Source organism: Marinomonas sp. G8-14, assembly GCF_055808935.1.
In genome coordinates, this window is sequence record NZ_CM147891.1 from 4,008,191 (window position 1) to 4,032,210 (window position 24,020).

Annotated in this window: 27 protein-coding genes; 12 read left to right on the top strand and 15 right to left on the bottom strand. The window is 44.4% G+C overall.

The annotated features are described in order from the left end of the window. The first annotated feature begins 254 nt into the window (after nt 1-254). The 8 genes from siaA (at nt 255) to AC0L6V_RS20585 (ending at nt 6,664) form a co-directional block, all read left to right on the top strand. Entirely contained in the window at nt 255-2,255 is a 2,001-nt protein-coding gene (gene siaA, locus AC0L6V_RS20550; protein WP_265220183.1) for a biofilm regulation protein phosphatase SiaA, read from the top strand. An 11-nt stretch (nt 2,256-2,266) separates the two neighbouring features. Further along, on the top strand, nt 2,267-2,803 hold the full coding sequence (gene siaB, locus AC0L6V_RS20555) for a biofilm regulation protein kinase SiaB (protein ID WP_265220184.1): 537 nt from the start codon (nt 2,267-2,269) through the stop codon (nt 2,801-2,803). Nucleotides 2,804-2,813: 10 nt separating this feature from the next. Then, on the top strand, nt 2,814-3,188 hold the full coding sequence (gene siaC / locus AC0L6V_RS20560) for a biofilm regulation phosphoprotein SiaC (protein ID WP_265220185.1): 375 nt from the start codon (nt 2,814-2,816) through the stop codon (nt 3,186-3,188). Beyond that, a complete protein-coding gene (locus tag AC0L6V_RS20565) occupies nt 3,189-3,995 on the top strand; it encodes a GGDEF domain-containing protein (RefSeq protein ID WP_265220186.1) in 807 nt (268 codons plus the stop codon). Between the two features lie 140 nt (nt 3,996-4,135). After that, nucleotides 4,136-4,615, top strand: a complete 480-nt coding sequence (locus tag AC0L6V_RS20570; protein WP_265220187.1) for a cyclic nucleotide-binding domain-containing protein — start codon at nt 4,136-4,138, stop codon at nt 4,613-4,615. Further along, nucleotides 4,612-4,983, top strand: a complete 372-nt coding sequence (locus AC0L6V_RS20575; protein ID WP_418138565.1) for a CBS domain-containing protein — start codon at nt 4,612-4,614, stop codon at nt 4,981-4,983. Before AC0L6V_RS20570 ends, AC0L6V_RS20575 begins: the two co-directional genes overlap by 4 nt. Beyond that, nucleotides 4,970-6,001: a DUF294 nucleotidyltransferase-like domain-containing protein gene (locus tag AC0L6V_RS20580; RefSeq protein WP_418138566.1), complete on the top strand. Its 1,032-nt coding sequence runs from the start codon at nt 4,970-4,972 to the stop codon at nt 5,999-6,001. Before AC0L6V_RS20575 ends, AC0L6V_RS20580 begins: the two co-directional genes overlap by 14 nt. Further along, the gene (locus AC0L6V_RS20585; protein WP_265220189.1) at nt 6,002-6,664 is read left to right on the top strand and encodes a 3'-5' exonuclease; all 663 of its coding nucleotides are present in this window, start codon (nt 6,002-6,004) and stop codon (nt 6,662-6,664) included. It abuts the gene before it with no gap. Between the two features lie 46 nt (nt 6,665-6,710). Here AC0L6V_RS20585 and AC0L6V_RS20590 read toward each other — a convergent pair whose 3' ends face one another. From AC0L6V_RS20590 to AC0L6V_RS20605, 4 genes are all read right to left on the bottom strand, one after another. Beyond that, entirely contained in the window at nt 6,711-7,514 is an 804-nt protein-coding gene (locus AC0L6V_RS20590; protein WP_265220190.1) for a UDP-2,3-diacylglucosamine diphosphatase, read from the bottom strand. A gap of 81 nt (nt 7,515-7,595) precedes the next feature. After that, nucleotides 7,596-9,362 (bottom strand): GGDEF domain-containing protein, encoded by a 1,767-nt coding sequence (locus AC0L6V_RS20595; protein ID WP_265220192.1) that lies wholly within the window; start codon nt 9,360-9,362, stop codon nt 7,596-7,598. 285 nt (nt 9,363-9,647) lie between these two features. Then, nucleotides 9,648-9,836 carry an RSP_7527 family protein gene (locus AC0L6V_RS20600; protein ID WP_265220193.1) on the bottom strand — a complete coding sequence of 63 codons (189 nt, stop codon included), beginning with the start codon at nt 9,834-9,836 and terminating at the stop codon, nt 9,648-9,650. Between the two features lie 107 nt (nt 9,837-9,943). Then, nucleotides 9,944-10,837, bottom strand: a complete 894-nt coding sequence (locus tag AC0L6V_RS20605) for a helix-turn-helix domain-containing protein (RefSeq protein WP_265220194.1) — start codon at nt 10,835-10,837, stop codon at nt 9,944-9,946. Between the two features lie 255 nt (nt 10,838-11,092). Here AC0L6V_RS20605 and pobA point away from each other — a divergent pair, with 255 nt between their 5' ends. Further along, the gene (gene pobA / locus AC0L6V_RS20610) at nt 11,093-12,295 is read left to right on the top strand and encodes a 4-hydroxybenzoate 3-monooxygenase (protein WP_409419007.1); all 1,203 of its coding nucleotides are present in this window, start codon (nt 11,093-11,095) and stop codon (nt 12,293-12,295) included. Nucleotides 12,296-12,383: 88 nt separating this feature from the next. Here pobA and AC0L6V_RS20615 read toward each other — a convergent pair whose 3' ends face one another. The 11 genes from AC0L6V_RS20615 to AC0L6V_RS20665 all read right to left on the bottom strand — a co-directional run bounded on the left by AC0L6V_RS20615 (nt 12,384) and on the right by AC0L6V_RS20665 (nt 19,748). Then, nucleotides 12,384-12,716: a PBPRA1643 family SWIM/SEC-C metal-binding motif protein gene (locus AC0L6V_RS20615; RefSeq protein ID WP_265220195.1), complete on the bottom strand. Its 333-nt coding sequence runs from the start codon at nt 12,714-12,716 to the stop codon at nt 12,384-12,386. Nucleotides 12,717-12,930: 214 nt separating this feature from the next. After that, the gene (locus AC0L6V_RS20620; RefSeq protein ID WP_265220196.1) at nt 12,931-13,959 is read right to left on the bottom strand and encodes an LPP20 family lipoprotein; all 1,029 of its coding nucleotides are present in this window, start codon (nt 13,957-13,959) and stop codon (nt 12,931-12,933) included. Between the two features lie 2 nt (nt 13,960-13,961). Continuing rightward, complete coding sequence (locus tag AC0L6V_RS20625) at nt 13,962-14,588, bottom strand: penicillin-binding protein activator LpoB (RefSeq protein WP_265220197.1); 627 nt, start codon at nt 14,586-14,588, stop codon at nt 13,962-13,964. A 70-nt stretch (nt 14,589-14,658) separates the two neighbouring features. Continuing rightward, nucleotides 14,659-16,080 carry a COG3014 family protein gene (locus tag AC0L6V_RS20630; RefSeq protein ID WP_418138567.1) on the bottom strand — a complete coding sequence of 474 codons (1,422 nt, stop codon included), beginning with the start codon at nt 16,078-16,080 and terminating at the stop codon, nt 14,659-14,661. Then, the gene (locus AC0L6V_RS20635; RefSeq protein ID WP_265220199.1) at nt 16,019-16,327 is read right to left on the bottom strand and encodes a hypothetical protein; all 309 of its coding nucleotides are present in this window, start codon (nt 16,325-16,327) and stop codon (nt 16,019-16,021) included. Before AC0L6V_RS20635 ends, AC0L6V_RS20630 begins: the two co-directional genes overlap by 62 nt. Before the next feature lie 228 nt (nt 16,328-16,555). Next, complete coding sequence (gene secB / locus AC0L6V_RS20640; protein ID WP_111606719.1) at nt 16,556-17,029, bottom strand: protein-export chaperone SecB; 474 nt, start codon at nt 17,027-17,029, stop codon at nt 16,556-16,558. 64 nt (nt 17,030-17,093) lie between these two features. Beyond that, complete coding sequence (gene grxC, locus AC0L6V_RS20645; protein ID WP_111606720.1) at nt 17,094-17,348, bottom strand: glutaredoxin 3; 255 nt, start codon at nt 17,346-17,348, stop codon at nt 17,094-17,096. 11 nt (nt 17,349-17,359) lie between these two features. Further along, complete coding sequence (locus tag AC0L6V_RS20650) at nt 17,360-17,779, bottom strand: rhodanese-like domain-containing protein (protein WP_265220200.1); 420 nt, start codon at nt 17,777-17,779, stop codon at nt 17,360-17,362. Between the two features lie 196 nt (nt 17,780-17,975). Further along, complete coding sequence (locus tag AC0L6V_RS20655; protein WP_265220201.1) at nt 17,976-18,380, bottom strand: 2-oxoadipate dioxygenase/decarboxylase family protein; 405 nt, start codon at nt 18,378-18,380, stop codon at nt 17,976-17,978. Between the two features lies 1 nt (nt 18,381). Further along, nucleotides 18,382-18,780, bottom strand: coding sequence for a VOC family protein (locus tag AC0L6V_RS20660; protein ID WP_418138568.1), 399 nt, complete (start codon nt 18,778-18,780; stop codon nt 18,382-18,384). Nucleotides 18,781-18,878: 98 nt separating this feature from the next. Continuing rightward, nucleotides 18,879-19,748, bottom strand: a complete 870-nt coding sequence (locus AC0L6V_RS20665) for a LysR family transcriptional regulator (protein ID WP_265220203.1) — start codon at nt 19,746-19,748, stop codon at nt 18,879-18,881. A 192-nt stretch (nt 19,749-19,940) separates the two neighbouring features. Here AC0L6V_RS20665 and amaB point away from each other — a divergent pair, with 192 nt between their 5' ends. The 3 genes from amaB to AC0L6V_RS20680 all read left to right on the top strand — a co-directional run bounded on the left by amaB (nt 19,941) and on the right by AC0L6V_RS20680 (nt 24,009). Continuing rightward, a complete protein-coding gene (gene amaB / locus AC0L6V_RS20670; protein ID WP_265220204.1) occupies nt 19,941-21,485 on the top strand; it encodes an L-piperidine-6-carboxylate dehydrogenase in 1,545 nt (514 codons plus the stop codon). A gap of 80 nt (nt 21,486-21,565) precedes the next feature. After that, nucleotides 21,566-22,837 (top strand): NAD(P)/FAD-dependent oxidoreductase, encoded by a 1,272-nt coding sequence (locus AC0L6V_RS20675; protein WP_265220205.1) that lies wholly within the window; start codon nt 21,566-21,568, stop codon nt 22,835-22,837. 269 nt (nt 22,838-23,106) lie between these two features. Continuing rightward, complete coding sequence (locus AC0L6V_RS20680; RefSeq protein WP_265220206.1) at nt 23,107-24,009, top strand: LysR substrate-binding domain-containing protein; 903 nt, start codon at nt 23,107-23,109, stop codon at nt 24,007-24,009. Nucleotides 24,010-24,020: the final 11 nt, after the last annotated feature.

Genomic DNA, 24,020 nt, shown 5'->3' on the forward strand with positions numbered 1-24,020 from the left:
TTACCGGTAACTAAGATACGATGTTACCGATAACATTTCTATGTCGTCAAGTGTTTGTGCAGGTAATTTTGTTCTTAATTTTTAGATTATTGATTTTGAAAGATATTTTTCATCATGTTGAAAGTGATGAATAGAGCATGTGTTTTGAATGCACGATAAAACCTAGTGTCGATTTACAAAATATTACGCCTTTTTTGTCGAGATCAGGTTAATGTTGGGAGTATTTTTATTTAGTAAATGAAGGATGTTTTGGAATGGCCCGTTGGGGATTGCGTGGTAAGTCGTTGTTTGCTTTGGCGAGTACGTGTCTTTTTGCATTATTAATAATTACGGTTATTGGTTGGTCTTTTGTGCAAAAAGGGCAAGAGTTGTCGGCAGCAAATTATGCCAACAGTTTTACGCAATTAAACTACCAGCGAATATTGACGCCTGTATCAAGAGAAGTGGCATTAGCAGAACGCTTTGCCAATTCAATGGTGGTAAAGGCGTGGTTGAAGCGCCCTGATGATCCAGTATTGGCAAATGCTTGGTTGGAAGAGACTCAAGGCTATCTAGATGCGTTTCAAAATCATGCCATGTTTATCGTGAATGATGCGACAGAGCAATACTACTTTGCCGATCAAGATAACCGCTTATCTCTTACGCCAACGTATAGACTAAATGCTCAAAAGACGGCAGACACTTGGTATTTTTCTGCGCGCCAAGCCAAGGCACCTTTTGATATTAATGTGAACTACGATGAAGTATTAAAGGTTATGAAAGTGTGGATCAACGTTCCTGTTCGTGAGCAAGAGCAATTTATTGGCTTGGCAGGAACAGGATTCTCACTGGACCTTTTTGTCGCACAATTTTTGGAAAACCAAGCACAAGGTGTAACGCCTTTTATCATCAACGCTAATGGTGATATCGAAATTCATCCTAATGAAAAGCTCACTTCTTATAACGTGCGCAGAGATCGATCTATGGAAGGCTCTGTTTATGGCCTGTTAGATGATGTGCCATCCCAACATAGGGTGAAAGCGGCCTTAGCAAGCGCACGTAATATCGATGGCAATGTGGTGACAGTGAGAGTGCAGCAAGATGGGCATAAGCAACTCATGTCTTTTGTGTATTTTCCATTACTGGATTGGTTTGTGGTAACCAATGTGGATTTGGAGAATGTGAGCATTTTTGATTCCAGTCTCGTGTTACCTGCGGTGAGCGTGTTTGTATTGCTGTTAATCTTGTTGTTGATCGTGTTTGGTTTTGCGGTAGAGCGTTTGTTAATTATGCCTATTCGTCAATTACAACAATCAGCAAAAACCATTGCTAATGGCTCTTATGACGTGTCTTTTCATGTGGGTGGTAATGATGAAATAGGTGATTTGAGTCAAACCTTTAATAAAATGGCTCAACAAGTTAGAAATCACACAAAGGAATTAGAAGAACGCGTCCAAGAAAGAACCGCTAAGCTAGAAGAAAGCCACGAAAAAATACTGGAAGCCCAGCGTAAAATCGGTGCATCGATTGACTATGCAAGCTTGATTCAGAAATCCATTTTGCCAGACCGTCAGATGCGTCATTTCTTAGGGGATGATCACAGTGTTATTTGGCGGCCTAGAGATGTAGTAGGCGGTGATTTTTATGTTTTTCACTCTACCGATGATGGGTTTTTATTAGGCATAGTGGACTGTGCGGGTCATGGTGTCCCTGGCGCTTTGATGACCATGTTAGTCAGAGCCGCGATAGATTACTCTATTGTCCGAATAGGAATTTCAGACCCCGCCGCTTTACTGAAGCTTATTGATGAAACCTTGCGCTCCATGTTGAATGAAGAGGTCAGTGCCAACAAAGTGGCGACTAATGCCGATGTTGGTTTGGTCTTTGTTCCTAAAAGCGGTAACCTAATGCGTTTTTCAGGCGCTAAAATTGCTTTGTATGGCAGTAACGGTGAGGACTTTGTGAAGTATCATGCTGGCCGCCGTGCTCTTGGAGATCGTCGTCTAGGTGAATACGATAACACTGATTTGCCAATGTCTGGTTGGACTTACTATATGGCAACAGATGGTTTTTTGGATCAATCAGGCGGAGAGAAAAATTTTGGTTTTGGTAATCAACGCTTTGAAACCTTGATTAAAGATAATGCGGCTTTGTCGTTAAAAGAACAAGCTGAGTCTTTTGAGTCTGCTCTAGACCAATACATGGGAGGGCAGCCACAACGAGACGATATCACGTTGTTGTTATTTCGATTTGACGTTAACAATACGCACTTATAAGGGGAGGTGAAATGAGTTCGCCGGATTTATACGGGTTAAGAGAGCGTTTCGAAAAAGACAATATTTTATTGTGTTTCAATGGGCCCATTTCTCGAAGTTTGATAGAAGAAATAGGCAATGCGCTAAAGAATTACTTGAAGTCTGAGCAATTGTCGCCAGCGTCTGCATTAGATGTGTTTGCAGCGTATATCGAGCTGACGCAGAATATTCGTCATTATGCAGTGTCATCGCAATTACCTGGCGCGGATACCGCGACGGTGATTGTCAGTCATTATGAGGGATGTTACCGAGTTGCTGCTGGAAACATTGTTCGTGCACAGGATGGTTACGCATTAGTGGAACGAATTGAATCTCTTGCTAAAATGGATAAGTCAGAGTTGAAAGCGGCTTATAAGACCCAGCTTCGTCAGCCTCGCGATGAAGCGGCTGTGACTGGCGCTGGATTGGGGTTGATTGATATGGCGCGAAAATCATCAAAGCCTATGGAAGCATCACTGAAAAATATAGACGATGAAACAGCGTATTTTAGTCTAAGTATACAAATTTGAGACAATCACAATGAATGATTTAGTTATAGAAGGAACCGTGTCTTCTCCAAGCATAAAAGGCGATTGGCAAAACGGCATACTTTACATGGAAGGAGACTCTTACCCAGAGAATTCTTATGAGCTATACAGCTCTATGATGGCTTGGGTGATGAGCTATTTAAAAGAAACCTCTGCACCGTTGACTCTAGAGTTGACCTTACTCTATCTCAACACAAGCAGTATTAAAGTGATGATGGATATATTTGATGAAATGGAAGAGGCCTTTCAGGAAGGTCGTCAAGTGGCGGTTAATTGGTATTTTGATGCAGAAAACGAACGTGTTGCTGAGTTGGCTGAAGAGTTCAAAGAAGACTGTACTTTTCCTTTTAATATCATAGGCAAATAAATGAAAACCGATTTCACTGAGCTTGAAAAAACCATTCATGGCATCTTATCTGTGCCTGAATATCAGGATCACCCTGCTAGTAAAGCGTTAAAACAGTTATGGGAAATCAATCAAGACCAATGGGATCGTATGGAGCGTTTAACTCGGTTGTCTGATTCGTATCAAGATATGATGATTCAACGGGAAAGAAGTCTCAGTGAGCGTTTTGATAAACACTTACGTCAATTGGAAAAAATGACCCGAATATCGGATCGTTATCAACGCAGTTTAAGACAGCTTAATATTGAATTAGAAAAAACCTCACTGATTGACCCGCTAACTGAATTGCCGAATCGACGAATGATGATGAAGCGTTTATCTCAAGCCTTTGATGACCAGCTGGAAGACGAATCGCAACAAGGTGTGTGCATTGAGAATCTGACGGTGGCGATGATTGATATTGATTATTTTAAAAAGGTTAACGACGAATTTGGCCATCAAGTAGGGGATGATGTGCTGATCGCTCTAGGTAAGCTAATGGAAAAATCGGTGGATGGTCATGGTATTATTGGGCGTTGGGGAGGCGAAGAATTTTTAGTGATTTTACCCTGCCATAACATCAAGGACGCCTCTATTCTAATGGAGTCTCTGCGTGCCAAAGTGAATGCCTATTCTTTTAAGGCGGACGATAAAACTGTCTTAACCAGTGTCAGTATTGGCATCGCGAGTTATCAAGACAAAGACACCATGGATGCATTATTATCGAGAGCAGACAACGCGTTATATTTGGCCAAATCACATGGCCGCAACAGTGTGATACTTGGTTAGCTCATAATCGTCCACCTTCATTCATTGCTTGCCTAGGGCAAGTTCTTATTCGTCTTTCTAGACATTGGTCTAAGAAGGGTTTTGTTGTCTATGATAAAAGCGCACACTCTTTTATATGTCGATAAAACGAGAATAATAAAATGGCTGCTATAGACATCCCTGAAGTACATAAATTTATCGAATCCATACCACCTTTCTCAAGTCTAACCTTGCTCGAACGTAAGCACTTACTGACGGGGGTGACAATGTTATATGTGCGTCAGGGGCAGACGCTTACCTTAAAAGGTGATGCGGCAACCGTGCATTTGATTCGTCGTGGCGCGTGTGAAATCCGTACCCCAAAAGGCGGGTTGGTGGATCAAATAGCCGATGGTGAATGCTTTGGTGTGTCCAGTGTGATGGCACAAAACCCTGATGGTTTACAAGTGGTCGCCATGGAAGATAGCCTCGTTTATCGTTTCGACAAAGCGCACTTTATGGAGACGCTGGAGAAGAGTGACGCCTTTGGGCTTTTTTTGAGCACACGCGGCATAACCGGCTACGCAAACTTTCCCGCAGTCAACGTAACGAACTGGCGTCGCCCGCATTACAGTTATCTACCCCAGTTACCCACATTATGACCCGCCAGCTGATTTTAGCTACGCCAGAAGAGACGGTGCAAACCATTGCCATGCGTATGACCGACGCTCGGGTTAGTTCGATTTTAGTGGTTGAAGAGGAACGCTTGCTGGGCATAGTGACAGATCGAGATTTGCGTTCACGTATTTTGGCATTAGGCGGCTCTTCAGATACCTTGGTCAGAGATATTATGACCCTAAATCCCGTTAGTTTGACGCCAGATGCTTTAGTGATGCAGGCGCAGACTCTGATGAGTGAGAGTAATATACATCACCTGCCCATTGTCGATGAACAACAAAGAGCGGTGGGAATGCTCACCGCGGCAGACTTACTGCGGCATCAAGAGCCTCAGTCCATTGCTATTGATTAACCAAATTCATCGTCAACATGCTTTAGACAGCCTTGCCAATGTTTGCAAACAATGGCCGACCTTGATCATTAACCTGATTGTGACCGATATGAAACCGGCCGACGTAGGGAAGGTCATAGCGACGGTCAGTGATAACTTGACGCGTCGAGTGATTGAACTGGCGCTGGAAAAATTTGGTCCGGCGCCCATGGCGTTCCAGTTTTTAGTCTTTGGTTCACAAGCACGCCGTGACCAGTCATTGGGGAGCGATCAAGATAATGGCTTAATGTTAGAGCGTGAACCAACGGCAGCAGAAAGTCAGTACTTTGCTGATTTAGCGGAGTTTATCTGCCAAGGGCTTGCCTTGTGTGGCATTCGCTTGTGTCCCGGCAATATCATGGCCAGTAACCCTGAGTGGCGCAAGACAGAAGCTGGTTGGCGGCAGGTGTTTTCGGCTTGGATTAAAAGTGGTGCCCCAAGTGCTTTGCTTCATGCCAGCATCTTTTTTGATATTCGTTGTGTCTATGGAAGTGAAGCGCCTGTTGACGCGCTTATCGCATCGATGCAACGGGACATTCAGAAAAATAGTGTTTTCCTGGCGACCCTAACACGCACCGCGTTGGCGACTAAGCCTCCATTAGGTTTTTTCCGACATTTTTTGCTGGAATCGTCTGGTGAACACAAGCATCAATTGGATCTGAAACACCAAGGTTTAGCACTGATTAATGATTTAGCTCGTTTGTATGGTTTATCTTGTCAAACATACCGAGCGGCGACATTAGATCGTATCGAACAGGCGATTCGAGAAAAATTGATCAGCACCGATACGGCCCGTAATTTGATCGACGCGTGGGATAAACTAAACGGTTTGCGCTTGGAGGTACAAAGCCAACACTGGCAATCGACCGGTAAAGCCAGCGCTTATTTGGATCCGAAAAATCTCAGCTCCTTGGAGCGTAAGCACCTGAAAACCACATTCGGTATCATCAGTGATGTGCAAGATGTGGCTCAACAACGCTTTCTAAGAGGCTACAGTTAGATGCTATTACGCTGCCTACAAAAAGTAAAAGCGTGGCACATATCGCGTCAAGCGATGCAGCGTGCTTGGACTGAGTGGAATTATTTAGTGTTGGATATTGAAACCTCTGGCTTGGATCCAAAAAACGATCATATTGTTAGCTTTGGCTGGGTGTGCATCTATAAGGGGGTAATCGAATTAGATACGGCGCGACATATTGTGTTGGATAGCGCGCCAATTGGTGACAGCGTTGGCATTCATATGATCACCGATTCGGACGTGCAGCAACAGGGGAAACGCCAAGAAAGTGTGCTGCGTTATCTAAGGCATCTACTGCGCGAGCGCGTTTTGGTTATGCACCACGCCCCTATGGAACTGGGCTTTTTAAAGCACGCATGGCAAACCGAAGCCTTACCAGCATTTTCAGTGAGCTGGCTAGACACTTTAGCCATAGAAAGGGCAAAGGCACACAGATCCCAGCAACCGATACAAGATGGTGGCTTTCGCCTCGGCGCCTGCCGTGAACGTTACGGCTTGCCTGAATATCAAGGTCATGATGCGCTTACCGATGCCTTAGCCACCGCTGAATTACTACTCGCACAAATCGCCTACCAAGGCAAAGACTGTCGATTGCACGACCTAAACCAAATGGGCGGCGGGCGTGTGAAGTTTACGACGCGTTAGTTGTTTGCAGAATAAAAGTGACTGATATTTTCGATGTCCTGCGTCACTAACTCCGAGTAGGCATTGGCGACAATCCCCAATTCTCTTCTTTGGGTTCCGTGGCTAAGATTTTTGGGTTTTCTGACCAGTGTATTAGGCTCATTTCCCCTGCGGCAGATTCTGTTAGCGCTGTGCAATGTTCGACCCAGTCTCCATCGTTGCAATAAAGAATGTCGTCTTTGATACGAAAGGAAGCAAAGTGAATATGACCACATATGTAGCCGTCGACTTTGTGGTTCTTGGCCGATTTTAACGCGGCGGTTTCAAAGCGTTCGATAAACTCTTTTGCTTTGCTAATGTGGCTTTTTACATAGCCAGCCAAAGACCAATAAGGCAGGCCAAGGAAGCGTCTGACGCCGTTTATCCATTGATTTAGTGACAACATTAGTCCGTGGGCTTTGTCGCCAATGGCGAGCATCAGTGGGCTAATTTTAACCATTTGATCGAATTCGTCACCATGACTGACATAAAAGGTGCGGCCATTGACAGTTTTGTGGCGAGCGTTGAGTTTTATCTCAACTCCAGAAAGCGTCTGACCGGCAAATTGACGAAAAAACGCATCATGATTACCTGGAATATAAATGACCTTGGTGCCTGATTTTGCCATAGCAAGAATACGTTCGACTACTTGATGATGTGTGTCGATAAAGTAGGCTTTATGACGCATTTCCTGTAGATCGATAATGTCACCGACCAAATACAAGGTGTCAGTCTTGATGCTTTGCAAAAAATCCAATAAATGTGCGGCTTGGCAGGCTTTGGTACCTAAATGCACATCAGAAATAAACACGGATCGAAATGTGGTCTGCATAAACGCCTCCTCTATGGTCTACCCCAAGACTAAAGTGCTTTTGTGACAGAGTTATGAGGTCTTTGTGACAGTTAGGTCACATTATCCTGTTGCGGTTATTTGTGTGAGATAAGGCTGTAGGTAAATGTGATTGCCACCTTGTTGTTTGGCCGATTTTTTGGCTTGTGCTGCCAGTTCTGCTACCTGATGATGGTTACTGCATTGTTGTGGGTCTGGGTGCACAACGCCTATGGCTAAGCTTAAAATAGGGTGGAAAAGCACTTCGCCATGACGGTTTTTTGTCCAAACTCCCCCTTCTTGGAGCGTATCAGCAGAATAAAATTCACGTACTTTTTGATCAAAAGCAAGGAGAATCGCTTCACACTGAGGGCGCCAATCGTGATCACCAAAAATCACCACAAAATCGTCACCACCAATATGGCCGATAAAATTGTTGTCTGGGGTAACCCACTCTTTAATCAACGAACCGACCAATTGGATGACCGCGTCGCCTTTTGAGTAACCAAAGAAGTCATTAAAAGGTTTGAAATCGTTCAGGTCAAAATACGCCACATAAAAGTTTTCATTCGCAGCCAAGCGTCGACTCACTTCTCTGTGTATGGGAACGTTGCCAGGTAATAACGTGAGCGGATTCGAGTACGTGGCGTTTTGGATTTTTAATTCGGTAATGCGTTTAAGCAAGTCTCTCAGGTGTCCTGTGCCAATAAACTTACCTTCTTTAACGACGATGATCTCGTTGTTGAGTCGGTCGGCTTCTTGGTCCGTTATTAAGGCTGACACACTCGACAAACTGACGTTGCTTTCTACGATAAGCGCATCGTTACTGAGTAAATTGGTGACGGATTTATGTTCATATAGAGCGCGTCCGTAGGGCGTGGAAAACAGTTCATGCAATTGATTGCGGTGTACGACACCAAGCGGTTCTTGTTTATCGTTTAAAATAGGGATAGCTACAAGATCTGGTTGTTTTTTAAAGCATTGTGACGCGTCATCTAAGAGGCAATCTTCGTGCAAGGTTGGTGTTGGTCGACATAAGGTTTGTACCGTCTCAGTATGATCAATGTGGAATTGAGAGCGTCTTTGGGCTTGTTTCACTAAATACGGATGTGTTGAAAAAGCGGGGTTTTCTGTAGGTCGGCCGAGAAAATAGCCTTGTCCTAGTGTGACGCCAATTTCAATCAGTTGATCGAGTTCCTGTTGGTTTTCTATGCCTTCAGCGATGAGGATACAGTTTAGTCGTTGAGCGATCGTCAGTATGGACCGCACAAATTCGCGTTTGATCTCGTCTTTGTCGATGCCTTTAATAAAATGTTTATCGACTTTGACGATATCTGGTTGCAATTCAGACCAAAGTTGTAGACCTGAATAGCCAACGCCTAGGTCATCAATTGCAACTTGGAAGCCCATTTCACGATAATGGTCAACGCTGCTGCGTGGTAACCCATTATGATCGTATGGGTGTTGTTCGGATAACTCAATAACGATGTCTTTTTGATCCAAACCTAAGTCTTTTAAAATGGCTAAGGTCATGCCTGACTGATGATTAGGTGAAGCCAGTAGGGAGGCGCTGACATTCAAAAACAGACGTCCTTTTAGGGCTAATTTCGCGAATTTTGAGAGCGCTTTTTCACGACAAAGTAACTCTAATTTATGCAGTTTTCCTTGCTGCTGAGCCAAGGTAAATAAGGGGTCTGGGGAGAACAGTGTAGAATTCATTGGCCCACGAGAAAGGGCTTCATGACCATATATCTCACCATTTGTTAAATCGTAAATAGGCTGGAAGTATGGCGTGATTAATCCATTTGAAAGGATTTTCTCAAGTAGAGCATGGTCGTCAATTTGGCTCATTTCGTCTCAAAACTATCTTAGTGAAAGAAGTATCTAGAAAAGAATTTTATGTCATATTTATGACGTTTTGATGACTGAAAAAATAGGCTCTGGAGGGACTTTAAGGAAAAGGTTGTAAAGTGAGAGCCCTGTTACCGGATCGATTTTTTATTCTTGCCGTTCGATCATCGGAAACATGGGGTACTGTCTGTCACTCGGCTATTTGTTTCGGCAGCGGCTGTTGACTGTTTATTTTAGTGCAATTAACAACGGCGATGAAAAAGCAAATAACGTTGACGTAGCGAGTTAGTGCTGTGGTTGTGCGGAGGTTTTTACTGAGCGATTTGCCGTCATTTTAACAAACAATGCTTTGATACTAGCGCTGGCTTTTTTGATGGCTGCTGCATAGTAAGCACGACGTAATTCATAGGCTTTTTCTACATAGTAATCTGTATCAAGGTTGCCGAATGTGTCGAATTTCATATCGTTTTTCATGGTCATTCTCCTAAAAAAATGCAGTTATATTTGACACTTGTTATTTTAGGTTTTGACCAATCATTCAGCAAACGATCAATTTTCAGCTAATAGGTTAGAAAAATTCATCATATCGATGGTTGGTTACTTAATGTTCTGAATTTCCCAGGGGGAAGGCCGGTCGAGCGTTTAAAAAAACGTGAAAAGTAGCCTGGGTCTTTAAAACCCAAGTCGTAGCTTATTTCTTCCACCGAACGTACGGTATAAATCAGACTGCGCTTGGCCTCTACCAGAATGCGGTCATGAATCAGGTCTAGAACACTTTGATTAAAAGTAGTTTTGCAGAGTCTATTTAAACGGCTGGTGGAGGTGCCTAAAGCTTGGGCATATTGATCACTGGTCCAGTGTTCGCGATAGTGTTTTTCGATTAATTCTTTTAACCATTGTGCATGACTACTTTCGGTTTTATTTGCACTTCCAACCTTGCCGTTGGCATGTTGACGATAGAGTAACAGTAAGATGGCTTTAATGAGGTATTCGCTCATCAAACCTCTCCCTTCGCGAATGAGCGCTGATTCATTTTCGAGTTGCTGAATCAGTGGCCAAAGCTCAGAAAAGACATTGCGATGATCATTAAAGTCAATGTAACACGCTTGGCTGAGCAGCGGTTGGATAAATTTGGCCGCTTTCTCTTTGTAAGCGTCTTCAAGTAAAGGTTCCGCGATGCTAATTACCCGTCCATCGGTGTCGGGGGCGAAACGAAAACCGTGCACTACCCCAGCAGGTACAATAATAGCCCATGCTCCTTGTAGTTTGTATTGCTGCTCGTCTAGCTGAACTTTGGCTTCACCGGATTTCAAAATAAGAATCTGGAAAAGCTGTGCGTGTCGATGTGGATTTATTTTCCAGCCAAGGTGACTACTGCGCGACTCTATGTCCTCAATGTGAAAAAACTCCGGATCATTAATCCAGCTGGATTCACCATAAAGTCCAAAGTGTGGGATGTTGGAGGCGCGTGACATGATGGAATAATCTCTTTCTAATGGTGTAAAAAAACACAAAATAATTGGATATATAGCGACTTTTATAAGCCAAAATCATGATGAAGTCATTTTTTATTGAAACATAAGTGCTGCGTTTAAAAATGAAAAATGATCAAAAAGTACAATTTTTTGATCATAAATCACCTAACGAAATCGCGCTGAATCTTTCATGATGGATAGCACTAGATAAGGACTAATCCCTTGTCGAAAAATAACAATAAATTGGAGAGCATGATGAAAACACAAGTGGCGATTATTGGCGCAGGTCCATCGGGGTTGTTGCTAGGTCAATTGTTAGCAAAACAAGGCATTGATAACGTTATTATTGAGCGCGTTTCCGGAGAGTACATTTTGGGACGAATCCGTGCTGGTGTGCTTGAGCAGGGTATGACGGACTTACTTCGTGAAGCTGGTGTCGGTGAGCGAATGGATCGGGAAGGTCAAATTCATACTGGTGTTGAGTTAGCGTTTAATAATAAACGCGTACAGATTGAGTTAGAAAAACTCACCGGCGGCAGTACTGTCATGGTTTATGGTCAAACGGAAGTGACTCGTGATTTGATGGATGCGCGTCAGAAAGCTGGCCTCACGACCTACTATGAATCCAGCAATGTGGTGTTACACGATGTAAAAACCGATACTCCTTATGTGACGTTTGAGCAAAATGGTGAACAACATAGACTCGACTGTGACTATATAGCGGGTTGTGATGGCTTCCATGGTGTCTCACGTCAAACCATCCCTGAGTCGTCTCGTAAAGAGTTTGAGCGTGTTTATCCATTTGGTTGGCTGGGCGTACTTTCCGATACGCCTCCTGTTAATCATGAATTGATTTACTGTAAAACAGACCGTGGTTTTGCCATGACCAGCATGCGTTCGGCAACGCGCTCGCGTTATTACCTTCAAGTCCCTCTTACAGACAAAGTGGAAGATTGGAGCGATGATGATTTCTGGACAGAGCTAAAACGTCGTCTTCCTGATGACGTGGCCGCGAAGCTAGTAACGGGCCCAAGTATCGAGAAAAGTATTGCCCCATTGCGTTCTTTTGTTTGCGAACCAATGCAATACGGAAATTTGTTTTTGGTCGGTGACGCGGCCCACATCGTGCCACCAACCGGCGCTAAAGGGCTGAACTTAGCGGCATCCGACGTAGCGACATTGAATAAAGTGATGAAGCGAGTGTACAAAGACGGTGACAAAGATTGTATCTCTCAATACTCAGACATATGTTTGCGTCGTGTTTGGCACGGAGAACGTTTCTCTTGGTGGATGACGAGCATGTTGCATGATTTTGGTCAGGGTGATGTGCATGACACGGATGCGGCTACCTATGAGAAGTTTATGAGTTCTGAGTTGAACTTTTACACGGACACAGAAGCGGGCCGCCGTATTATTGCGATGCAATATGTTGGTTTGCCTTATGAAGACTTGTCCTGAGCGTTAATATTGACAGATAGCTAAAATTTAGCGGCCCTATAATAGCTATAGCGGTCGCTAATTTTTATAAGAAAATTGTTTCGTGTGTTTAACCACAGCATTTTTTGTATTTTTTGCTACTCCCACATGGGCATGGGTCGTTGCGCTGAGGCGTTTTCTCAACAATTTGAGGGGCGGGTTTGTTAAGCGCTACATCTAAAGCTGTAATGTCCTCTGCGGCTTCACTGTCGATGCGAATCTCTGCAAATAAATGGTTAGCGATCAGTATGGCGCTTATTTCTTGTTCACGCTCGGCGCTTTGCACTTGTAAAACCAGCGGATTTTCTTCGCTACCATATTTTACTTTCGGCTTAGGTTGATAATTGCCTAAATTATGTTTTCCCATAATATCGGGTTTGCCGCGATAAAAGAATTTTGACACTGGTGTTCCTAATGATGTGTAAAGCCACTCACAGTGAGCAACTAAAGGCCACGCAGTTTAACAGAGTTTAGAGTGCTTAGCGCGTATTCGATGTGGCTTTGCATAAAGGAGACTCGGCTGTTATCCACTAGGGCAGAAATGTCTAGCATGCCGATGATCAACAACATACAAGATAGTAGGTATTGTGCTGGGCTGTTCTGTTTAAATCAGTCAATTAATTCAAGCGTGTCAACCAAGTAAACATGGCTTCTATGGCTTGATTTGACCAAGCTATGGTGGCTTGCTCTTGAGCTTTGTCTAGATTCTTAGCAATGCCTCTTGCACTTACTGTCCAAGATGCTAGTCGTGTGCCAGCAGGATCTATTAGCTCCAATGTGCCATCTTCAAACACATAAAAACGTCCATCTTGTTCTTCGTGATGCTGCGCTGTTCGACTATTAAGTTGGAACAAAGAGCCGCTTTTTGGCGTTAGTCCAAATTTGGAAAGTGCACTGGCAAGATGATCGGCTTGTTTTGTGGTGGATACATCAAAACCATAATGGGTCAGTGCTTGGTTGAGTCGTTGTTCTATGTCTTGTATCTCTGTATCGGCTTTGCCAGATGGAAGCCGCTCGGTTGAATACAGACTGAGTTCATCTTTATAGAATTTGCGCTGGGCAAAGTAGGGAATGAGCTGCATAAAGGTTTGCCAGTCCTGCGGTGCAGGATATTGGTCTTCTGTTTGCGTCAATGACGTCGCCAGTTTGCGAATCATGTCGTCTGTGTCGTTAATGGCGATTTTTAGCTTGGCAACAATACGGCTACGATCAATCGATTGTAGTGCGTATACATAGTTCTTATCAGCAAAACGTTGCTCATTAACCGTTTGCTCTAGCTCTATGGGGGAAGTGGTGATTTGCGTGTAGGCCGTTTGAGTTTTTGAAACCTGCTCAACACCTTGTCCGGATCTAACTTGGGTATCTTGTGTATTTACTTGGCTGACTTGAGTACGAAGTTGCTGTGCAATCTGTAAGTTACCATTTTGCTCGGCTTGAGTGAAAGCCAAGGCTATATTCTCAATGCGCGTTGCGCTGCCGACGCCATACAAATGTGTGCTGTTTTGAGGAGGAGACATGACCCAGCTGGGTAGACTATCCTCATTTTGAGCCGATTGTGTATTGAAGCTCGAACAGCCTGTTAAGCAGAGCACTAGCCCTGCTAATAACAGGCAGTATCGTTGAGTAGGAAGCGCAACGCGTTGCATAATTAGAAAAAGCCTTTATCTGCCAATTTTTTGATCTTTTTCTGACCGTTCCAGACTTCACGGTTGGTGGTCATATCAATCAATTTCAAATCGACTTGATAGAAACTAACACGCTGATCGCCATTGGAATCAACAATTGAGTTGATGGTGCCGGATAATGCGAACCCTGCGCCTTGCTCAAGGCCAAACTTCGCGACAGTATCCGGTGCGGCATTAAGTTCTTGCTCTTCACGTTCCGCGCGAATGTCATCTCGCTCTGCGCCAGACACAACAAAGTCGACTTTGCCGGCACGCAATAAACTGCGTTTGATGTCGTTAATAAAGGTCTCGACAGGAATATGCTCAGAGGTTTTATTACGAATGCTTTGTACTATGACTGTTGGATTCCCTTTATTACTAAAATTGTAATCACGGAACCATGGGAAAGTGAGCATGTCGCCCATCATTTCTTCTGCTACAAGACGGGAATCTGTGTCATTCCAGCGATCCGATAGCATAACGTCTTCGTTCGTATCCAGACGTTTAACACTACCAGAGCAGGCGGTTAACAACATTGCCATAAAGAGAGTAAATAGACCCTTGAATGACAGGACTGTCCATTTGGAATGTCTGTGTGTCGCGATGAACATGAGTATTTTCCTTACGTGCGTTTTGGCTTGTGGTTATGAGTGTAACCAATAACCTCTGAGTTTAACGAATTTAGTTAGGGTTGCGTAGATTCCACACTTTAATTTTGTTTGCTTCTAGTTGTACCTTACCAAGAGAAAAGGTCTTCTGATTTACCTGATAATCTGGGGTGTATTCACCCGGAGGTAATGGTGCTCTTGTTAATCTAACTTGCGCGGGTAACGTCAACCAATTTCTAGTGTCCGCAGCGGAAGACGCAAAGACAGCGACTTGTCCAATCAGATTTAAAATCAACGCTGCATTTTGATCCTGCACATTGGATGATACCTGATACGCTAACCAGCTGCGCAATAGTTCTCTCACTAAGCCCTCATAAATGTCTCGTTGTGCTTGTGCCAACTGCTCTTGAAAGGCGATGTCCGCAAGAGAGGTCATGCGGATACTGTTTTTAAAGGGGGCGACCGTTTCTGTGCTCACTTGCAATGTGGGTTGGTGTTGATCCAATGTGAAACGACCATAATAAGGCACAGTAACACGTATGGTTTGTTCGGTAAGTAGTTTATCGACATGGGTGGCGCTGAGTTGCTGCCAAACAGGTTGACCAAGAATCACACGCTTAGTAAAGATACCTGAAAAGGTTCCCCAAGCGCCACCAGCTTTGTAATTCGCAATGAGATTAAGCGGGTTTATGTCTGCATAGACCATGGTAAACCAACGGAACGAATCATTCGCTTGAGTGCTTCCACCGCCATGTAGCGGTTCTAAAACCAAAGAGTAAGCGCGAGGATCGGCATACAATAATAAGGTCATTTCGCTTTTGTCTGGGACAAATCCCTGATGTTCTAAAATCACCAGCTCAGACGCTCCATCATGGTACTGTTTGAGTGTTTCCTGCATGGCTGGAGAGAGCTTACTGTTAATTTGCTGTTGGATCTCATCTTGGCTGTAACCGCCTTTCTGCATCATACGAATCGTATCCAGCCAAGCGCGTTCCGCTGTTATAACGGGTAAATCGTATTGTTTTGCGTAGCCATCTTGGTAGAGGTTGGCGGCTTTTTGATAGCTAATTCGAGCGTCGTCGTATTCACCGCTTATTTCATACTGTAAACCTTCCATGTAGCGCGCCCAAGCATCATCACGATAGATAAATTTATCCGTATCGCGTCCGCCGGTGTAAAAGTTGCCTAACCAGCTAAGTGCTTTCATATAAAAGGCTTGGTTTTCTTTCGCGTTAAGATCTTGGTAGCTTGGATTTTGTGCGCGAATTTCATTCAGTTTGATGTCGATGCGACGTACTTCAACCAAAGCCGCATCCTGCAGCTGACGTTTCTGACGTGTGTCTGTTTCTTGTTCCGCTAGCGCAAGGTAATTGAGGGATTTAAGGTAGCTAATGTAAACACCTTCTATGCCACTGCCACGATAATCACTTTGTCTAGGGTTGGTTAATAGAGTCCCAAGAGCGGTTGGAAAAATTTTCTGGGAAAAACGTGTCACTTAATTTTTCAGCCTGTTCTAACAAGGTATTACTACGCTCAAAATCGCCTTGGTTTTGGGCAAGAGCGCCAGCTTCCATATAGTACAGCAGTTTATCTTGTGGGTTATTTAATACGCCTTCAAGTTTATTCTCTGCGGCTTTCCATTCGCCTTCTTTGGCTAAGCTTAGACCCGCATCGATATCTTGTTTGTAGGTGGCGCAGCCAGCTAAAAAGCAAACGCTTGCCCAAAGGAATAGCCACTTCACGTCACATTCCTTTTTCTAAGAATTGATTGGCAAAAAGAAGGGTAAGCAAGGCAAAACACCCCAAATAGAGTATAAGCCAGCGGCTCTTAGACAATTCGGACAAGGTTTTTTTCTTTTTCATCACAGCTTCCGTTGTGTTGGATGATCTCAAGATACTTATTATGCAACAAAAAAAGAGGCTGTAGCCTCTTTTTCTTAACGTCTATTTGCTTTCGCCATTCAATTGTATTATTGCTTGGTTTCCGCTTGTTGCTTTTGTAGGCTTTCGATATAGAGCGCATCAAAATTGATAGGCGCAAGCATAATCGCAGGGAAACTGCCTTTTACCACAACAGCATCAATGTTTTCACGCGCATAAGGGAACAGTGTCGCAGGGCAGAATGCCCCCAAAGCGTGATGTAATTGTTGGTCGTTAAGTCCAGAAATAACGAACAGACCGCCTTGTTGAACTTGTACCAAATAACCTGTATTGCCATTATTTTTTACAGTGACGGTAATTTCTAGAACGATTTCGTAGACGCTTTCACCTACTTGACGGCTTTTTGTGTTCAACTCTAAGCCGACTTCTGGTTTCCATTCTTCTTGGAAAATCATGGGTGAACGAGGAGATTCAAAAGAAATGTCTTTTAAAAACACGCGCTGCATGGAAAGTTGTGGCGTTTGCGCTTCTTGTGCTTCTGGTGTTTCAGCTGTATCGGACATCTTAGTTCCTTTTTGTTAATGGTTTCGTTTTATTATTGGGTGAATGAAGTCATATTTTCAGGCATTACTGTGCTAGTAAAGCGTCGAGTTTTTGCTCACGCTCAAGGGCATAAAGATCATCACAGCCGCCGACATGTCGTTCACCGATCCAAATTTGTGGAACAGTATGGCGACCGCTTTTTTCCATCATTTCTTGTCGTAATTCACGTTCTCCGTCTACACGGATTTCATTAAAGGCAACATTTTTGGCCGTTAATAATTGCTTAGCTCTGACGCAAAACGGACAGTAATCGCTCGAATAGATAGTGACAGTGGCCATAATATTCTCTCTTATCCTTTCACTAGTGGTAGGTTAGATGATTGCCATTCTACAATACCACCTTGAAGTTTGTATATTTTGCTAAAGCCCGCTTTTTTGAGGTCTTTTGCGCTGGCGCCAGACGTGATGCCCGACTTACAAACGATAATGATTGGAGTGTCTTTGTGTTTTTCAAGACGCTTTAAGTTGTCCTGCATTTTAGTGGCAGGAATATTCAGCGCACCCGTAATGTGACCGGTGTTGAACTCTTTTTCTGGACGAATATCAACAACAACGGCGTCTTCATTATTCATCAGATTGGTTGCTGCCGAAGGGGTTAGTCCCTGCGCACCGCCTTTGCTCTCAACAAACAGTAATGTAGCAAGGATCGCTAAAAAGACAGCGACCATTTCCCAGTGGTTGATAGAAAATTCAATAAGTTGGTTCATCATAATCGTAAGGCCCATATTTAAACTGCGAGCATTATACACGGACAGCCGAATCGGTACAGACTCTCAGGCGACTACTTTTTCACGTCGCATCACAAAGCATTTTTATCGCAGGAAGGTGACAAAGATAGGATGGGACTAGGCTGAAAAGCAAAAACGAGCCACTTGGGACTCGTTTAAATTCCAATTTTCTGACTTGTTATTTAGTGCTGGTTGAATCAAAAATTTTATCGGCGTTGCCTTCGATGAAGCTGTCGAACAGTTTGCCATTAGGCATAACATGACGACGGGCAAATTCATAAAAACAGCTTGGAATGGTTTTTTGTTTGCCATCGGCAAAAGTGAAATCGATTTTGTCAGCCATGGTGGACGACTGCTCAAGAAAGAGTTCAGGCGACCCTTTTACCAAACCGCCGACTTGGTTGAGTGCGTAGCCTTCGCTTTGAACGAGTGTATTCACATCCTCAATGGTTGGGAATGTCTTCAAATGGTTAATGCTGACGGTGAAATGGTTGGCTTGCAATCCCATTGTAGACAACCAAGCGGCGTATTCACTGTGCTCGGCAAGTGTTAGGTATTCGGCCTCTGTGGGTGTTTGCCACAATTTACCCGCCCAAAAAATAGCCGGTGTCTGTACGGCATCGGCCAGGATTTGTGCGATGAACTGACCAATAATCTCTTGGCAGTTCGCTGGCAGCTCTTCTACTAAGAGCCTCAGACAAAAAAATCTTGGGTGAATCCACATCCGTTTGGTGTTGGTAACAACGGGCTTTCAGGTGTTTGTTTTCGAAACGAAACGCCCCATAAGCTTTATAACCAATGGCTTCTAGCTGAGGTTCTAATTTTTCTAACGAGATCGGTGAGTTATTAAACGTCCGAAAGGCCACGTGATCGTTTAGTACGTTTTCACCATGGCTTTTGAATAATGCTTGGATGCGTTGAGCCTGTGGGGTAACAGCTGTGTAATGATCCCACAAGGATGCGAAAAAATCGGTTGGAGTCATAAGGTTTCCTGCCATAAATGTTAAATCGATTCAGCTACTTTAGTGTAATGGTCAGGGGTAATGCAAAAGGTAAAAACGCACCTTGTGATGCGTAAAAGTTATGCGAGCCGAATATCAGTCGGATTTTTATTGATTAATAATTGCTGCTTGGCGGTCAAAATCGTGTTGATTAGGTGTGCCGGAAAGCTGCGTTCTTTTTTGTGCGCTAGGCCCACCACACGCTTTAATTTCACATCGTTCAGCGGTCGTAAGCACAGGTCGTTGCGGCCTCGTGAGGAGTGTTCTGGGATTAACGATATACCCAGTCCCGCCGCGACCAAATCTAGCGCGTATTCTTCTGTTTTTACTTGAGCACGAACATCTGTAGTGAGTTCTTGTTTTTGCATCAAGTAGTTCCATGATTCCAAAATATCGCACGGTGTGCGTGAAATAAAAGGCTGTTTATCGATTTGTTTAATGGATAGCGAAGGGAAGTCTGCTAGCCAATGATCCAGCGGCATGGCGATAACATAGTCGTCTTCCCATAACGGATAAAACACGTCTTCTTCGCTGGTATAGCGTTGGCAGGTAAAACGCAAGTCGGCACTTTCCGATTCATCGACAAGCTTTAAGGTCAGCCCATGGACTTCATCCAGCATGGTTTTGATGACTTGGCTGATCAGCACACCCGATAAAAAGGGCGTTAATGAAATAGACAGAGCCAACGGTGTGGGTGTTTCGATAAATAGGCTGCGCATGGCGCTAAGGTCACTGACCATCTTGCAAGCATGGGGATAAAGTTGTGAACCGCTGTCAGTGGGCGATACGCCTTTGGAATGGCGAACAAAAAGCTTGGTGCCTAGATCATCTTCTAATTGGGCCACCGTGGTGGAAATCGACGGTTGCGCAACGAAGCAACGTTTGGCGGCGGCGCTTAAACTGCGCTCTTCGTAAACAGCAATAAAGTAACGTAATGATCGAATGTCCATTTGTGTACTCTTTATGAAGGTGGTTCTTGCAAAAATAGCGTTCTAGACCTTTCTAATATACCTATAGGGAAATTGTCTGGCTATAGGTAAAAACTAGACCACTAGCAGGAAAACGGTATTTCTCATTCTGCTCTAGGCTGGTTAAGGTGGAGGAAGTTGAGTTCTTTTTATACATAAATCTTAGAGGTTCCTATGTCACTTACTTGCTTAGAAACGTTGGGCGTCAATAGCCTGAAACAAGGCGATACTTTTTACAGTGTATTAACGGGTAATTCGGTTGCTTTGGGTGAAGGCAGCACTTTTTCCGCTCACAGTCCAATCGATGGTAAAGTATTGTCTACCTTTAACAACGCGACACCGGCACAACTAGACAAGGTAAATGCTGAACTAAAAGACGCCTTTAAAGCACTACGTGTGATTCCAGCGCCACGTCGAGGCGAATTAGTCCGCCGTATTGGCGAAGAAGCGCGTAAGTACAAAACCGAATTGGCGCAAGTCATCTCCTTAGAAGCGGGCAAAATTGCTCCTGAAGCCTTGGGTGAAGTACAAGAGTGGATCGACGTGTGTGACTTTGCTGTTGGTCAATCTCGGATGTTGCATGGTTTGTCTATCGTATCTGAACGTCCAGGCCATCGTATGATGGAGCAATGGCATCCACTGGGTCCTGTTGCGGTGATCACAGCGTTTAACTTCCCAATGGCGGTCTGGGCTTGGAATGCGATGTTGGGTCTTGTCTGTGGTGATCCAATCTTGCTAAAACCTTCTGAAAAAGCCCCCTTGTGTGCTTTGGCGATGTACCAAATCGCGCAGAATGTCATTGCTGATATGCCTGATATTCCAAAAGCGGCGGTGTCTGTGATGATTGGTGGTCGTGATTTGGGTGAAGCGATTGCGGCAAGCGAGATCTTCCCTCTTGTTTCCGCGACAGGTTCGACGGCAATGGGCCGTGCGGTGGCAAAAACCGTTGCAGGTCGCTTAGGTCGTTCTTTGTTAGAGCTTGGTGGTAACAACGCGATGATTGTGTCTGATACCGCGGATTTGGATCTTGCGCTGCGTGCGATTGTTTTCTCGGCGGCTGGTACGGCTGGTCAGCGTTGCACAACATTGCGTCGTCTGATCACCCATGAATCTATTGTGGATGGTTTGGTTGAGCGTTTGGTGAAATCTTATGGTTCGCTTCGTGTTGGTAGCCCAATCGTTGAAGGCAATTTGGTTGGGCCACTAATTGACGAAGGCAGCTTTAATCGTATGCAAGCGGCCCTAGAAACTGCGAAACAACAAGGCGGCGACATTGTCTGCGGTGGCGAACGTGTTACTGAAGGCGTTCCGGCTGGTGGTTTCTACGTGCGTCCAGCGATTGTTCGTATTGCTCATGATGCGCCAATTGTTCACGAAGAAACTTTTGCGCCTATTCTGTATGTATTGACGTATAACACCTTTGAAGAGGCCATCGAGATTCAAAACGAAGTACCACAAGGTTTATCGTCTGCTGTCTTCACTGAAAGCATGCGTGAAGCCGAAATGTTCATGTCTCCAGCAGGGTCTGACTGTGGTATTGCCAACGTTAACATTGGTACGTCTGGTGCCGAGATTGGCGGTGCGTTTGGTGGCGAAAAAGAAACCGGTGGTGGTCGTGAATCGGGTTCTGATGCGTGGAGAAACTACATGCGTCGTACCACGAATACCGTCAACTACGGTGGTGATTTGCCGTTAGCTCAGGGAATCATTTTTGAGTAATACACAGTATTAGGTAACTCAATAGGCGAGATGTTTCTCGCCTATTTACGTTCTGGCCAATGTCCTGATGAGGTCATTTTATGTCTGATAAAATCTGCAATTCTTTGTGGCGCGCTAGTTCTCCAGCGGCGCCTGTGTTGGCGCCTCTTGAAGGGCGTGTTGAGGTCGAAGTAGTGATCGTCGGCGCGGGTTTTACGGGGCTGTCAGCTGCTTTACATCTAGCTAAATTTGGTGTCTCTGTTGCGGTTGTAGAAGCGCAAGAAGTGGGTTTTGGTGGTTCTGGACGCAATGTTGGTTTGGCGAATGCAGGTGTTTGGCTAGAACCCGACCAGTTAGATAAAGCCATTGGTGCTGAAGCGGGCAGTGTCATGTACAAGGCTTTGGCGGCAGCGCCTGATTTTGTTTATAGTTTAATTAAAGAATACGACATTCAGTGCGAGCCAGTGCGTAATGGCACCTTGCATGCTGGGGTTGGCAAAACAGGCTTAGCGCAATTGCTGCGCCGTTATGAGCAAATGAAAAAACGCGGTGCACCTGTTCAATTACTAGATGCTGCAGAAGCGCAAGCGCGTATTGGCTCTAATAAGTTCAACTCTGCCTTGTTTGATCCAAGAGCGGGTACTATTCAGCCTTTGGCTTATGCTCGTGGATTGGCTCACGCAGCGCTAAAAGAAGGTGCTAAACTTTTTGATCAGTCACCAGTGAGTAAAATAGAGCCAGCCGATAACGGTTGGGTTTTATACACCGAAAAGGGGCAGGTGCACGCTGAAAAAGTGATTCTTGCGACCAATGCCTACAGTGGATTTGGGCTAAAAGAGCAGGCGCGTAAGTTTGTACCAATTTTTTATTCTCAATTGGCGACCAAACCGTTAAGCGATGTGCAGCTTGCCAGCGTTTTGCCAAACAAAGAAGGCGTTTGGGATACTTGTACCGTGATGAGTTCTTTTCGCTTGGATCAACAAGGTCGCTTAGTCTTTGGCGGCATGGGCGGCGAGGGCAGTGTGTTATCAAATTGGGCAACTCAGCGCGTCACCGAATTGTTTCCGATCCTAAGTAAAGTAGAGTGGGATTATTGCTGGACTGGCAAAATTGCCTACAGTGAGGATCATTTGCCCCATTGCCAGCAGCTAGAAAAAGGTCTATTCAGTGTCGCCGGCTACAGCGGTCGCGGTATTGGACCAGGAACTGTGGTTGGTGCCGAGTTGGCGCAATGGTTATCAGGTCAAAGAGAAAGCTTATCCATACCGACCACGATACTCAGAGATATTTCGTTTCGAGAGTTAAAGCGTTTGTTTTATGAAGTAGGGGCGCATACTTACCATTTGGGACAGCAGGCGCACGCTTTGGATTAGAATAATTACAGAGGCTCGCCAATACTCTGTTAAAAACAGATTCGTCTTGGTTTCGCTCGCTTCATCATGCAAAGTGTCGATTAGTTTGACCATCACATAAGCTTACAGCGAATAATGCTGACAATAAAACGCATCTTTATGGTGCGTTTTTTTATTTTGCTGGTTGGGAATAAATCTGATATAGGGTAGAGTTATTGTCTTCTTGTGTTTACTTTCGTTTTTGTCTTTTTATTTATGTCTTTTTATTTATGTGAATGAGTAACGCCTACATGCGCCGTTATATCCCATCGTCAACTGCACTAAAATGTTTTGAAGCGTCTGTACGACATTTAAGTTTTACTAAAGCCGCGGAAGAGTTACATCTCACTCAAAGTGCCGTCAGCCGTCAAATTCGTAACCTTGAAGAATTCTTGTCACGAGATTTGTTTATTCGTCTTAATAAACGCTTGGTGTTAACTGGAACGGGAGCGGCTTATTACAAAGAAGTGGTGCCTTTATTAGATGGGATGGAAAATGCGTGTTTGCGGATGTTACACCGCGAAGATGAAAAAACTACCTTGACGATATCTGCATTACCTACCTTGGCATCGTATTGGTTGATGCCTTTGTTGGCTGAGTTCCAACTAGACCATCCGCAGTTTCAAATCAAAGTGCGTTCGTTAGACGATGCAGCCAAGATAGACCCAGAAAGCATCGATATTATTTTGCATTATGGTGGAGATCATTGGCCTCGCGCGATTTCTCATCAATTGATGAAAGAAAAAGTGGTCGCGGTGGTAGCACCTGAATTATTGAAACGGGTTGCCGATAAATTAGCCACTGAGTGGCGAGCCGAAGACGTTACTTTATTTCCTTTCCTGCATTTATCATCACGTATTAATGCGTGGCCCGATTGGATGGTTGCACAAGGGCTAGAGAGTGGCTCTTTTGCAGGGGCGTCTTTCGCGCATTTTCATATGTTGCTAGAAGCCGCTAAAAACAGTATGGGAATTGCCATTATGCCGACCATACTAGCCGAACGGAGTCTGCATAATGGTGAGTTGGTGGCGCCTTTTGGTAAAGCGGTGTCGACACCACATGAGTACCTTTTGTCTTATCCGGCCGATAAAGCCGATCTTGAGCAAGTGGTGATTTTTCGAGACTGGCTATTGTCAAAGCGAAATGAGTCATAGCCTGTTATTAG